Source organism: Lactococcus sp. S64 (assembly GCF_016516525.1).
GTDB classification, from domain to species: domain Bacteria; phylum Bacillota; class Bacilli; order Lactobacillales; family Streptococcaceae; genus Lactococcus; species Lactococcus lactis.
In genome coordinates, this window is sequence record NZ_JACVUQ010000003.1 from 156,507 (window position 1) to 170,101 (window position 13,595).

15 protein-coding genes are annotated in these 13,595 nt (G+C 32.9%); 2 read left to right on the forward strand and 13 right to left on the reverse strand.

Going from position 1 to position 13,595, the window contains the following annotated elements:
- Positions 1 to 193: 193 nt before the first annotated feature.
- From murD to IAE51_RS04785, 12 genes are all read right to left on the reverse strand, one after another.
- Positions 194 to 1,546: a UDP-N-acetylmuramoyl-L-alanine--D-glutamate ligase gene (gene murD, locus IAE51_RS04730; RefSeq protein WP_200094860.1), complete on the reverse strand. Its 1,353-nt coding sequence runs from the start codon at positions 1,544 to 1,546 to the stop codon at positions 194 to 196.
- 491 nt (positions 1,547 to 2,037) lie between these two features.
- Positions 2,038 to 2,379, reverse strand: a complete 342-nt coding sequence (locus IAE51_RS04735; RefSeq protein ID WP_010906046.1) for a P-II family nitrogen regulator — start codon at positions 2,377 to 2,379, stop codon at positions 2,038 to 2,040.
- Between the two features lie 131 nt (positions 2,380 to 2,510).
- Entirely contained in the window at positions 2,511 to 3,752 is a 1,242-nt protein-coding gene (locus tag IAE51_RS04740) for an ammonium transporter (protein WP_200094862.1), read from the reverse strand.
- A 182-nt stretch (positions 3,753 to 3,934) separates the two neighbouring features.
- Complete coding sequence (locus tag IAE51_RS04745) at positions 3,935 to 5,410, reverse strand: HAMP domain-containing histidine kinase (protein ID WP_010906048.1); 1,476 nt, start codon at positions 5,408 to 5,410, stop codon at positions 3,935 to 3,937.
- A gap of 8 nt (positions 5,411 to 5,418) precedes the next feature.
- On the reverse strand, positions 5,419 to 6,111 hold the full coding sequence (locus IAE51_RS04750) for a response regulator transcription factor (RefSeq protein ID WP_003130756.1): 693 nt from the start codon (positions 6,109 to 6,111) through the stop codon (positions 5,419 to 5,421).
- A 155-nt stretch (positions 6,112 to 6,266) separates the two neighbouring features.
- On the reverse strand, positions 6,267 to 6,797 hold the full coding sequence (locus IAE51_RS04755) for a DUF177 domain-containing protein (RefSeq protein ID WP_200094864.1): 531 nt from the start codon (positions 6,795 to 6,797) through the stop codon (positions 6,267 to 6,269).
- Positions 6,798 to 6,927: 130 nt separating this feature from the next.
- Positions 6,928 to 7,173 (reverse strand): type B 50S ribosomal protein L31, encoded by a 246-nt coding sequence (locus tag IAE51_RS04760; RefSeq protein ID WP_003130760.1) that lies wholly within the window; start codon positions 7,171 to 7,173, stop codon positions 6,928 to 6,930.
- 155 nt (positions 7,174 to 7,328) lie between these two features.
- On the reverse strand, positions 7,329 to 7,793 hold the full coding sequence (locus IAE51_RS04765; protein ID WP_017864799.1) for a hypothetical protein: 465 nt from the start codon (positions 7,791 to 7,793) through the stop codon (positions 7,329 to 7,331).
- 81 nt (positions 7,794 to 7,874) lie between these two features.
- Positions 7,875 to 8,237 carry a TIGR02328 family protein gene (locus tag IAE51_RS04770; protein WP_200094866.1) on the reverse strand — a complete coding sequence of 121 codons (363 nt, stop codon included), beginning with the start codon at positions 8,235 to 8,237 and terminating at the stop codon, positions 7,875 to 7,877.
- Positions 8,238 to 8,585: 348 nt separating this feature from the next.
- Positions 8,586 to 8,717: a hypothetical protein gene (locus IAE51_RS12340; RefSeq protein ID WP_021722678.1), complete on the reverse strand. Its 132-nt coding sequence runs from the start codon at positions 8,715 to 8,717 to the stop codon at positions 8,586 to 8,588.
- Between the two features lie 3 nt (positions 8,718 to 8,720).
- The gene (locus tag IAE51_RS04780; protein ID WP_233611032.1) at positions 8,721 to 9,218 is read right to left on the reverse strand and encodes a CHAP domain-containing protein; all 498 of its coding nucleotides are present in this window, start codon (positions 9,216 to 9,218) and stop codon (positions 8,721 to 8,723) included.
- Positions 9,219 to 9,311: 93 nt separating this feature from the next.
- Positions 9,312 to 10,148, reverse strand: a complete 837-nt coding sequence (locus tag IAE51_RS04785; RefSeq protein ID WP_129880950.1) for a metallophosphoesterase — start codon at positions 10,146 to 10,148, stop codon at positions 9,312 to 9,314.
- Between the two features lie 749 nt (positions 10,149 to 10,897).
- Here IAE51_RS04785 and IAE51_RS12175 point away from each other — a divergent pair.
- Positions 10,898 to 11,191 carry a hypothetical protein gene (locus tag IAE51_RS12175; protein WP_233611033.1) on the forward strand — a complete coding sequence of 98 codons (294 nt, stop codon included), beginning with the start codon at positions 10,898 to 10,900 and terminating at the stop codon, positions 11,189 to 11,191.
- 668 nt (positions 11,192 to 11,859) lie between these two features.
- Here the strand turns inward: IAE51_RS12175 and IAE51_RS04795 are convergent.
- Positions 11,860 to 12,129, reverse strand: a complete 270-nt coding sequence (locus tag IAE51_RS04795) for a hypothetical protein (protein WP_129880951.1) — start codon at positions 12,127 to 12,129, stop codon at positions 11,860 to 11,862.
- A gap of 320 nt (positions 12,130 to 12,449) precedes the next feature.
- On the opposite strand from IAE51_RS04795, the gene IAE51_RS04800 reads away from it, so the two are divergent.
- On the forward strand, positions 12,450 to 12,698 hold the full coding sequence (locus tag IAE51_RS04800; RefSeq protein WP_058204319.1) for a GlsB/YeaQ/YmgE family stress response membrane protein: 249 nt from the start codon (positions 12,450 to 12,452) through the stop codon (positions 12,696 to 12,698).
- The last annotated feature ends 897 nt before the right edge of the window (positions 12,699 to 13,595 follow it).

The following is a 13,595-nucleotide window of genomic DNA, read 5'->3' on the forward strand; positions in this document are numbered from 1 at the left end:
TAGTTTGGGGATTCTCTGACAAATATTTTTGTACCCAACTTTCATTAAATCCTGTTCTCTAATAAACAAGAAAATAACGATAGAAATAAAGTACAAATTAAATCTGATAGCTGTCAGCAAGATGAATCGTAATTATTCTTTCTGTCAGTAAAATTAATTTTAACATAAATTAATTCAATAGTTGTCAGTACTTTTATTTTTTCAAATTTTCAAAGGCTTGAATGAATAAATCACCGCGTTCTTCAAAAGTTTTATATTGGTCCCAACTTGCACAAGCTGGACTAAGTAAAATTGTATCTCCTGCTTGCGTTTGAGGTAGAATTTCTTCGAGGCCTTTTGCAACATTTTCACTATCAAAAACGGGAATATTCAATTTTTCTGCAGTCAAACGTAATTTATTTGCTGTTTGACCAAAAACAACCATTCCTTTCAAATCTTGCAAATCTTTTTCTAACTCTTCAAAACCATTTCCACGATCAAGTCCGCCAGCTAAAAGCCAAAGTTTACTATTATCAAAACCAGAAAGTGCTTTTTGAGTAGCCAAAATATTGGTTGCCTTGCTGTCGTTATAGACTTTACGACCATCAATTTCGCCAAGATATTGCAGACGATGTTTTACACCAGCAAAACTTGTCAGTACTTCTACAATCGCTTCATTTTTTGTTCCTTGTAATTTTGAAGCTACAATGGCTGCTAAAGCATTTTCTAGATTATGCTCACCAGGAAGTGAAAGTTCAGAAACTTCCATGATATATTCATCATTAAAATAAATTTTTCCATCTTTAGAATAAGCACCATTAACTTTTTCTTTTGTTGAAAAAGCAAGAACAGTCGCTTTCGTTTTGTCAGCCAAATTACGACATTTTTCTTGATTAAAATTGAGAATCAAGAAATCATCTGAGGTCATATTTTTTTGAATTCGCCATTTTGCAGCTTCATAGGCTTTTTGCGAACCATGATAGTCTAAATGAGCTGAAAATAAATTTGTAATTAAGGCAATTTTAGGGCGGAAGTTATCAATGCCCATCAATTGAAAACTTGAAAGTTCCATCACTAATGTATCAGAAGCACTCGCTTTTTCGGCTACTTCTGATGCTGGAAAACCAATATTCCCTGACAATTTTGCTGACTGACCATCGGCATTTAAAATATCAGCAATCAATGTTGTCGTCGTTGTTTTCCCATTGGTTCCGGTAATTCCAATGATTGGAGCTTCACTGATGAGATAAGCAAGTTCAACCTCAGTAATTACAGGAATATTCAATGCTTCAGCTCGTTCAACCATTGGGTTATCATAACGAATTCCTGGATTTTTAACCATTAGTGCAAAATCTTCATCCAATAAATCAATAGGATGACTCCCTGTGATGACTTTAATTCCTTCTTCTAAAAGTAATTGCGCTTCTTTATTTTCTTCAAAAGGTTTGCCATCATTGACCGTAACAATCGCACCCAACTCATTGAGCACAAGGGCAGCAGCCATTCCAGAACGGGCAAGTCCAAGAACTAAGATTTTTTGATCTTTAAATTTCGTTATTTTTTTCATTTTCTATTCCTTTTTAAGTTGTCAGTAAAATATTTCACTGACGACTTTATCTAATCTATTTTACCCCTAATCGGGCTTTTTTTCAACAGTCTTATTTACTGACAAGTCTGTCAGTAATTTTTTCAAAAAAATACAAAAAGCTGACCTATTTGTCAGCTTACTTTTCAATAAGATAGAACTCAGCAAGAAGAATCATTTCTAACCTAGAAAAGTCGTTGTTAGCTTTGCTGACTTACGAAATATGCTAGTTGTTACACCGAGAGTCAGCAGTAGTGAATCTGGAAAGATAGTCTCCAAGCATCTACACTTTATCCTGTTATAAAGTATGAGACTTAGAGCGTAATAAGTAACACAAAATAACGATTTGTTTTGCTTGATTCTTACCGTATTATGACCGAACTCAGTGGAAACAATAATTTTCCGATGAGTGAGAAATAAGGTATCTAGCAAGAGCACCCATTCACGCTTCAAAGCGTTATAAGCAGTGATACTTAGAGCGCTTGAGCATCTTCTTCTGAGGTTCTAATTCGAATTACACGCTCAACAGGTTGAATGAAGATTTTACCATCTCCCACTTCGCCCGTTTGAACTGCTTTAATAATCACATTAACAATATCATCAACTTTTTCATCGATTGATACAATTTCTATCTTTAACTTTGAAAGTAAAGTAGTTTCAATTCGTTGACCACGAACATATTCTGTAAATCCTTTTTGTTCACCATAACCCAAAACTTGAGAAACTGTCATCCCATGCACCAAGCCATTATCTGATAGGGCTGCTTTCAAATCTTCTAATTTATCTGTCCGAATAATCGCTTCAATTTTTTTCATATTTTTTCTCTCTTTGTATCTTACATTTTTACTGACAGACTTGTCAGCATACTTCAAAGACATCATTCAAAATTGATTTTACTGACAAACTCACAATTTTATATAAGAAATATCTGTCAGTAAAATTAAACTTAAGAATCCAAACCTAAGAAGGTTGGATAAGCAGTTTCTTCGTGCTCACTGTCGTCAAGTCCAATAGCTTCAGCACGGTCAGATACACGAATTGGCATAAACAAGGCAATTACTTTAATAATGATCCAACTCACAAGAGCAGTGAAAACAACTGTGAAGACAACCGCAGATACATTAGCCAAAAGCAATTTCCCAGAGCCATAGATTAAACCAGCGTAGCCTTTTTCTGGTGCCAAAGCCGGCGTTGCAAAAATTCCTGTCATAATTCCGCCAAACATCCCGCCAATACCGTGACAACCAAAAGCATCTAAAGCATCATCATATCCCAATTTCTTTTTAACTACAGAAATCATAAAGTATGATAAAGGACTAACCAAAAGTCCAATAATCAATGACGACCATAAAGAAACAAAACCAGCTCCTGGAGTGATGGCCACCAAGCCAACTACCGCACCAGAACAAGCACCAACAATTGAAGGTTTACCAATCAATATTTTTTCAACAATCATCCATGAAAACATTGCTGCTGCAGCTGCTGTATTGGTCGTCATAAAGGCGTTAATTGCCACACCATTGGCAGCAAGCGCTGACCCAGCATTAAATCCGAACCAACCAAACCATAGGAGACCAGCGCCCAAAACAACAAAAGGAATATTATGTGGACGATAATCTAAACGTTCGTAGTCTCGACGTTTTCCAAGTACTAAAGCAAGTACAAGTCCTGTCACCCCACTTGAAATATGAACAACATCTCCACCTGCAAAGTCAATCGCATGAATTTGAGCCAAAAATCCACCGCCCCAAACCATATGAGCCAAAGGATAATAAACTAAAATTAACCAAGCAGTCATAAAAATCAAAATTGGTGTAAATCTCATTCTTCCAACAACAGATCCCGTAATTAGAGCTACTGTGATAATCGAGAACATCATTTGAAAACCAGAAAAAAGTCCATCTGGAATATGATTAGCAGGGAAAAGTGAATTTTTAGCCATATCCACACCATTCATAAACAAATGGTTAAAATCACCAAACCAATTATTGCTTCCTGAAAATGAAAATGAGAAGCCAAAAATTACCCATAAAATAGAAGCCAGAGCCATTGGTGCAAGAGACATCATCATTGTGTTTAACACATTTTTTCGGCGTCCAAGCCCTCCATAAAAAAATGCTAATGCAGGCGTCATCAAAAATACCAATGCCGCACAAATTAAAATAAATGCAATTGAGCCTGTGTCCATAAAATTTCTCCTTTAAAAGTTCGAGATTAAAACAGAATATTTATCAATATTTTCTGACAATTTAATCATGTAATAAAATATAACACAACTTTCTAAACAAGTCAATTATTTTTGCATTTGATGTCACAAAACATAACATACGTCGCAAAAAAAGAACTGCCCTTTAGCAATTCTCTTATTCTTTATTTTATTTTCGGGAATTTTAGTGTAAAAGTTGAACCAAGACCCAGTTCTGAATTTACCTCAATTTCCCCTTGATAATTTTCTGCCAATCGAGCTAAAATTGATAAACCTAAACCAGTTCCACCAATTTCTCGATTGCGAGCCTTGTCCGCTCTAAAGAAACGCTCAAAAAGATGATTAATATCTTCTTCTGAAATTCCAATTCCTTTGTCAGATACACTCGTAATGACAAACTGTTCATCCTCAGAAACAGTAATCACGATTTCTTTACGATCATCAGGAGAGTATTTAGCAGCATTATCTAACAGAATTCGTAAACCTTGTTCAAAATGATTTTCTGAAATTCGCGCATGAGTGGGATAAATAAGCCGGTTATCAAGCACTATTTCAAAATCATCATGCAAAAGCTGAAAATTCTTAAGGGCCCGATTACAAACTTTTCCAACATCACAATCCAGTTCTTCACTTGATAAGTCAACATTTTCAAGGCGAGCAAGAGCCAACATCTCCTCAAGCATTTTCTTCATTCGATCAACTTCATCTAAACTTGCCTGCAAAGATTCATCTAATACTTCTGGATCATTTTTCCCCCATCGATTCAACAAGTTAATATGTCCATCCAAGACAGCTAAAGGTGTTCTTAATTCATGAGAAACATCAGAAACAAAGCGATTTTGCTGTTCAAGATATGCCTTCATCTTCAACATCATATCATTGTAAACATGAGCCAACTCTTCGATTTCATCTCCACTTTGAATTTCAATCGGTTCAAAATCATTTGTTGGATCATTTGCCATTTCTTGCATGCCCTGATAAAGTTTTTCCAATGGTTTCATAAAGTAATTAGCCATGAAATAACCAATCAACTGAGCGACAATCAAGGCAACAATTTCTAAAATTAACAAGACAATCAAAAGAAGATTAGAAATTCGATGATAAGTCGTCGTATCATAAAAAGCCTGTAAGTATCCCACAACTTGTCCTGTTGACTTAGAAATAATTTTTCTCTGAACTAAATAACCTGGATTTTCTCCCCGAATCTCTTTCATTTCATTATTAGCCTGATTCTGAAAACCAAAAGTATGTCGATTCGTTGAATACAATAATTTATGATTTAAGTCATAAATATAAAATGCTTTCCGTGTCCCAATGATACTACCCAAACTCATTCCTTCAGACTCACCATTTTGAATCTTTGATGTCGCTTCAATATATGTGTTCAAATTCGATGAATTCAAAGGAGCATCTGCTTTTTCTAAGACTTCCTCAACACTATCCATAGAGCGAGTTAATAATTGTTGTTCTTCTTTAATAAAAGAACTTATTGTCAATTGATAAGTCAAAGTAGCAAACAAAGTAAAAGTAATAAAACAAAAAACGGTGTTAGCAAAAGCCCACCTAAGCATGATAGACCGCTTAGCCGAACTTTCCTCTACCGTCTCTTTTTTCTTATTGAAAGTAAATAATTTTTTCATCTTATTTTTTATTTGCGTTCACGCATTACATAACCTAAGCCACGAACAGTTTGAATATAGCTATCTTGACCTTCAACATCAATTTTATTTCTAAGATAACGAATATAAACATCCACAACATTTGTTTCTGTTCCTTCTTCATATCCCCAAACTTGTGAAACTAAATGTTCACGAGTCACAACATCGCCAACATTTTGCATCAATGTCAAAAGGAGGTCATACTCACGACGTGTTAAATCAATTACTTTTTTACCACGATGAACTGTGCGATTCGTTTTGTCAATCACAAGATCACGGAAAGAAGTATTTTCAGCACGTTCAACGGCATGACCATGCTCTTCACGACGGAAGAAAGCACGAACACGCGCCAAAAGTTCCTCAATCGCAAAAGGTTTAGTGATATAATCATCAGCCCCAATATCAAGACCAGCAACACGGTCCATCGTTGAATCACGTGCCGTCATCATAATGATTGGTGTATCTTTTTCTTTTCGTAAACGACGGGCTACCTCAAAACCGTCAAGTTCAGGAAGCATCAAATCAAGCAAGATTAAATCATAATCTTTTGAAGTTGCTTCTTCAAGACCAGAACGACCATTATCTTTAATCTCAGTCGCATAGCCTTCATGTTCTAATTCTAATGAGACGAATCGCGCTAAATTCTTTTCATCCTCAATAATCAAAATTTTCTTTGAAGTCATATCATTCTCCTTTGTTAAAAAAACTGTATAATTCGATTTCTTATAATACTATTATAAGATAAATTTAATTTATGTACAAACTATTTGACGCTTTTTTTAAATTGTTTTCGCTTTCTTAGGCTTTAAGGCTGAAATCCTTTGAAAATGAGAGCTGTCTAATCAAATAATCCATTTAACCCATCAAAGGGAGATTTCTTTTCTTCCAATTTTTCTTCTTGTTGTTTGGCATAATCTTCTTCACTCAAAACAGACCAGAATTTACCAGCCGGCAACTCTTCTGCCTCTTCATCTTCAGCAAAAATTTGCAAAGGAATTTCCAATAAAAGATTATCAGTGATTGATTCATCTAAACTGATTAAATCTTTATCCAAAATAATAATCAAATCATTGTCTAATAATTCTTGATTCCCTCTCAAACTCTCTTCAGTCGCAAAAATTTCATTGACAAGAAGATCAATTGGATACTCGACTGGTTTTAAACTTCTTGACGAAGGTAATGTCAATACTGTTTTAATTTGATAATCTAAATAGAATAAATCATCATCATAAGCAATTTCACCTTTAACCTCAATTGGTTGACAATCCAAAATTTCTTGTGAACGTTTGAGCAACTCATCACGTAGACTTAATTCATCATTGAAACTAATTTGTTTTTTTTTCGTTAATTCATTTAAAGACCATTTCATCTTTTAATATTCTCCCACAATTTAATTATTTTTCTTTATTTTATCTTATTTCTATATTTTTTCATAATAAAAAGCTGTCAAATGACAACTTTTACAGGTAAAAATAAAAATGGTCGAATGACCATTTCTATTATTGTTTGCCGTATTTCTTTTCGAAACGAGCGATACGTCCGTCCGCTGCTTGGAATTTTTGACGACCTGTATAGAATGGATGTGAATCTGAAGAGATTTCAACACGGATCAATGGATAAGTGTTTCCGTCTTCCCATTCAACAGTTTCTTTAGAACCTTTAGTTGAACCAGTCAAAAATTTGAAACCAGTTGTAGTGTCCATGAAGACTACTGGTTGGTAATTTGGATGGATATTTTGTTTCATCGTTAGAATTTCCTTTCTGCCTTGGACTGTTTGCCAGACCAAAGTTGTACGAATACTTAAACATTCTATCAAATTTATAGATAAATTTCAAGTTAAAATTTTCTTTTGTCAAGAAAAAAACTTTACAAACTTTTCAATTCTTAAAAAAAGTAAATTTACTCCAATAAAAATTTTCTATAATAATATTTTCCGGTAGTATCTCTAGCATAAAGTCCAATCTTACGTTGATTAATTCCGAGTTCTTTTATTTTAGTTATCCACTCATTTTTAGCTATGAAATAAGTTGCATCTTCTTGCGGATTAAGTAAAATTGGTAGTTTGGCACTTTCGTACTCGAAATCTCTAGGCATCATAAATATTATTTTTTTCCGCCTTTTTCTTAACCAACTTTTTTGATAAAGACCGACTTCATAAATCTTTACGGGAACGGATCCAATATTTACAAGATCAATAGACCACAAAGATATTTTTTCTCCAGAGAATATTTTATAAGAAGTCCAATAGTCAACTTCTAATTTTTTTCGATAGTCTCTTCTTGCCAAATAAAGCGAAACAATAACTACAGCTATAGTTCCAATCGCACTCAAGGCCTCCCAGACATTTCCTAAATCGATAATCATGAGTCGCTCACTTTCTCATTTTATACTCATGATTTTATCATATCATTTAAGCCTTTTCAAAGGAAATCCTCTTTTTATTTTCTAGATTATTATTCCCTTTTCTCTCAAATTTTCTTTACAATCTTCAAGATAATCATTATTATGTTCAGGATAGATCGGGAAGGTTTGAATAACTTCTTCTAGTTCTATATAGACTTTAGAAGTTTGTCCCCGATATAAAGGATTTAGCCATTTTTCATCCGGATGATAGCCTCTTTTTCTCATTTCAGTCATGACTTGTAAATGATATTGAAAAAGTTTATAGGGCGAATAATTAAAAACATAATTTACTGTTGAATGTGGTTTCCCCCAGCCTTTTCCTCGAAGGGCACAACATTCACGATGCTGTCCCAAAAGTTGCTGTCTTGGAAGCTTTTTGATTAAAGCTTCATGCCAAAGTCTCATATCCTCCCCTTTCATATTTAGAATAGAAAAATTTTTTTATAAAAAATCCTCCCGAAGGAGAATTCTCTTTTCCCTATTTGAATCAGATATTAATTGTTGATTTCCGATTGTTCAACCGATGAGTTCTAGAATTAACAATTAATATCTGAAATAAAGATATATCTATTATACCTTGATAAAAGGATGCCCTCAAGTAATTTGATTAGCTGATTTTTTAAAGAAACCTATTTCCAATTACATAACGTAAGCGACTAGCTTGATCTTTGCTTAAAACTTGATAAGAAAATAAAGTACTATAACCTGTTCCTGATTGCGAAATTAATATTGAACCATCAGAACGAATTTTTTCTACAAAGGCAACATGACCGTAAGTGGCATCAGCTCCATCTTATACGCCTTAAAACTTACAGCACTATAGAGTTGCGGAGTTGATGTGACCTGATAACCTGCTTGATTTTGCCAATCCTTACCATTTCCCATATATTAGCCATAGTTAATTCCAAACTCTTTCGCTTGATTATAGACCCACCAAGTACATTGTTTATAAGCATAAATTTGGGTTGAATAATTATCAATATTCATTGGTTTATCAATCTTCCAACCCGCTGGAGTTCCAGGCAAACTGTCAGAAGACATTGTTTTCCAAGCAATAGCTCCATATTTCCAACCTACAGATAATAAACTATTCTGCTCAAATATATTTGTTGTATAGTTATGGGCACCTGACTGAGCATTAGGATTATAAGAAACATAAAGATTGACTGTTCCAGTTGAATAAAAGACAGGATTTGCATTATTGTCCCAACGCCAACCTAGATTGACCAAAGTTTTTGCTTCATATTTACTCAAGGTATAATAATGATCTCCACCTTTAACATTGGAATTATAAAGCCGATAAACTGATCTTTTCGAACTTGCTTTCACCTGAGTTCCATTAGCGATATTCCAAACACCTACTGCTGTTATTATACTAAGTAGCAAATAAACATTTCCCCTTGCCTTCAAATCCTCCATTTTTCCTAGTCTTATGCTATTTAAACTAATGTATTCTATTTAAACTCTATAATAGGCCACCTAAAAAGTTAAAACGGCAATTTCAGGAGCTACACCAAATCTGGCTGATAAATGAGTCGTTCCTATCCCGGTATTAACATAAAGTTTTTCATTTGTCCCTAACTGATAAAGTCCACCAGTATAGTTATTCGCATGGCTCATCAATGCCGTAGCTTTTTTTTGAATTTGAGGAATAAGTGGGACGTTTATTTGACCGCCATGACTATGACCAGAAAGAATTAATTCATAACCCTTATTTTGATATTGGCTAACTTCATCTGGCTCATGAGTCAATAATATATCATAACTCGTTTCAGCCATTTGATTTGGCGAGGGAAATTGCGGATTTCCTAACAAAGCATCATCCAAACCTGTGAATAAAATTTTCTTACCATTATCCAAAGTAAAAACTTGATTTTCATTTCTTAAAAGAGAGAAATCAGATTCAGCCATAATATTTGCATATTCTCTGACAGCTCCCCCACCATAATCTCGATTGCCCCAAATTGCAATTTTCCCATATTTTGCTTTCAGACTTTTTAACTTAGAAATAACAGCTTCATTTTCATTGTATTGCGAATAATTATCATATAAATCTCCCGAGAAAATAATAAAATCAGGATTTTGTTCATTTGTTTTTTGAATCACTTTATCTAATCGATCAGCATTAAAATCCTTTTTAATATGTAAATCGGATAACTGAACAATTTTCAAATTTTCTTTAGAATTTGTATTATTCACTTGATGCTCATTGACTACTAAACGGTAAGGTTCAACTTTAAAAGCATAGTAAAAGACTCCTATAACAGTACATATTATAAGAATAATAAGTGAAAATACTATTTTTTTAATTTTCATATTTCTAGATTATAACATATTGCGTATTTTTTAAACTTACAAAAAGAATTCACTTTTTCTAAGTGCATGCTACATATAATTATAGAAATGCGTAATCAATAGATTAGTTGAAATTTAAAATTTATAAACAAAAATTGATAAGGAAATTTGATTATTTTACCAGTAAATAAGTGAAGAACATTTTCTTCTCGATAAAAACTAACTTAGAAAAAACCTATCCCTATGCCTTTTTATTGTTAATATTTTGAGTATCACTTTGAATCTCAACTTCTAAAATACTTTGTATGCTTGATAATGCCTCTAAAAATATTTTATTCACTTTCTGAAGTAATAAAACTTGTAAGCGAGAGGATAAAAAAACGCCTAGATTAGTAGGCGCTTTAGGAGTATTTATGAAAAAGTTTATTTTTTGGAATAGATTTATTATAGAACTTATTTCTTAAATGAATAATAAAAAATAATTAATAACTTATACTTTTTTGAGTCTTCGGCTTCGGAGAAAATAAGAATCATTAACAGCCAATACAAGACAAGTTCCCTATAACTGAACTTCTCTAATTTAAGACCATATTTTCAATAACCTCAAAGTATTTTTAGTAAAATAATAGACAATTTTGTAAAATTGTCTTTTTAATTATTGAAATAATGTGTTAAAATGTATTTTATATCTTACAGGAGTTTTAAAAACGAAAAAATCAATTGTTGCATTATCTACATGTACTCTTTTAACATGTATACTATTAATTACTTTGCCTTCACCTTCAATGGCGGACCAACTCGATACTCCATCATCGGATATTTCTGCAAAAGTCGAACAAGAATGGTATGGTATTTCAACGATTGAATTTTTCAATATGGGACTTGACTCTGGAATTGTTGAAGTAACACAAGGTGACATTATCACTGGGAGGGCTACCTTCGGTTATTATGGTGGTGACTCCCTTACAACTCATGACATAATTGTGAACTCTAACCTTGACTATGTAGTTATTTCAAATATCACTATTGATAATAATTCCCATACGGTACCTTTGATATTATGATAGATACTTCTAATATTAGTTCTGGAAGCTAGACATTTCAACTTAACGTTACAGATGCACTTCCTGAAAATGATCGGCATGTAACTCCCTATTCAATAACAAATATTATTCAGATTAATGAGGCACCTAAGCCCGATCCAGATCCTGATACTGAACCTATTCAAAATTCTGAACCTGCTCCCTCTATAAATAAAAATACATTAAATATTTCAAAAGATTCTATTGTCTTGGATAACAAGATTACAAAAGCCTCAGAAGAAGAAAATATAAAAACATTACCAGAAACTGGTGTTAATAGCAATATAGATCTTAGTTTTGTACTAATCGGAATCATAATAATAAGTTCAGCAGTAACAATCTTATACAAAAATAGATAATAAAAAAACTCAGTAGTTCTGAGTTTTTTTATTATCTAACGAGCAATATACTGTCACACACTCAAAGACATTTATATCAATATCCTATTTTTTAAAATTATCCATGAGATCCATGCATTACCAACTTTTTTTGGTATTTACCAAAACTAGAAAACCTCCTATATTAAAGGGTTTATAGCACTTTTAATAAAATTAAAGATGCATAATTTTTTTCAGTTTTAGACTATTTCTGCTACTTTTATGCTACTTGTTTTTAGAGTTCTTGCTGAACTCTATCCAGTGATCGAACGGTTACTCGATGCGTTTTAGTAACTCCAAAAGAGTCATACATTCAAAATCATTACCTTCCAATTTTTTAATACCTTCTCTATAAAAATTTAAAATTCCTTCGAACTCCTTATCACTTGTATAATCATAGTCTTCATGAATGGGTTGATCAGCATGTACATAGTCAATAAAGACCCTCGAATCATCTTTATCCTTGATTGCAAAAACTTTAAAACTCTTGCCATAACAAGCCATATCTTCAATTGTATGTAGAATTAAATTTCTATTACCCATCACAATACCTCATGTTAAAATATAGTTTTATATGCTCAAACAGGAACTTAAACCTTCGCGGTTAAAAAAATCAACGAATCTGAAGTCCGAGCGTTTGCAAAGTATTACTAGCTAAATTAATAAATTTACGCTTTAGCTTGTCAACAATAATATTATACAATATTCTTCCAAAAATAAAAAACGCCAGCAAATGCTGACACCTATGTTCAAGACTTTAATTATATCATATATTTGTGAGTCACAATCTTATGTTTTGACTAGTTACAATGATATAATAATTTTTGTTATTATTAACAAACATTTTTATAGGAGAACTTTTTATGATTTGGTCACTTATTGTAGGCGCTTTAATTGGTGTTATTGCAGGTGCTTTGACTTCTAGAAACTCAAGTATGGGTTGGATAGTTACTACTATCGCAGGACTTGTTGGGTCTTTCGTTGGGCAAGCACTATTAGGAACATGGGGTCCATCACTTGCTGGTATGGCTCTTATTCCTTCAATTATTGGTGCAGTAATTGTTATTCTTATCGCTTCATTCATTATTAGAGCTTTAAATAACAAAAAATAATTTTTTAAAATCCAAAAGTAAAACCACTATTCATTATAGTGGTTTTTCATATTAATATAAAAATACCCGCCCTATGGCTGACGGGTACCCTTAGAAAAACACACTCCTACTTTCGTAGGAACACCTATATTATAAGTCTTATTTCTTAACCCAAGCTAAATATTTAACACGAAATAAAAAAGCCACTCCGAAGAATGGCTATACGAGGTGAGCAGGAGTTCTAAACCGCTCGGATACATTATAACATAAAAAAGCGCCCCAGTTAGGAGAGGGGCGCTTCGGAGTAAACTTTATGAAAGTTTTTTCGGAATAAATGTATTATAGAACTTATTTCTTAAACGAATAATAAAAAAACACCGTCACTTAGTCAAAAACGGTGTTATAGTTGCAAAACTACATACAGTATAACCTTTAATCAGAATTTTGTAAACAAAAACACCCTGCATGGCGGCAAGGTGTTCAAGCGTTTATAATTTGAATGTATTATTACTATACTCTTTGTATAATATAGTGTAAACTGAAACGACTTGTGAAATAAAAAACTACTCTATAAAAGAATAGCGCGAAAGTTATTATGAAAAAAACTTATTTTATAGGGGAACTACATTATATAATTTATACTTTTTACTGTAAAGAAAAACGCCTTCGCTTTGGAAAAGGGCAATTTATCTCTTCATAAATACTGAGCTATTTGTATTTGTGATTGGAATAGCATTCATGATTTCATCATTATAACAACATCAATAAAATGACGAAATAACATTTGTTAACAAAAAAAGCCCCAATTACGGGGAGTCAGTGTTAGAAACTTATTATACTAAACTTCTGAACAATAACAAAGAAAAACACCCTAGCCAAAAGGTGCTTTCTGAAACACTATTAAAATACTACTCGTAG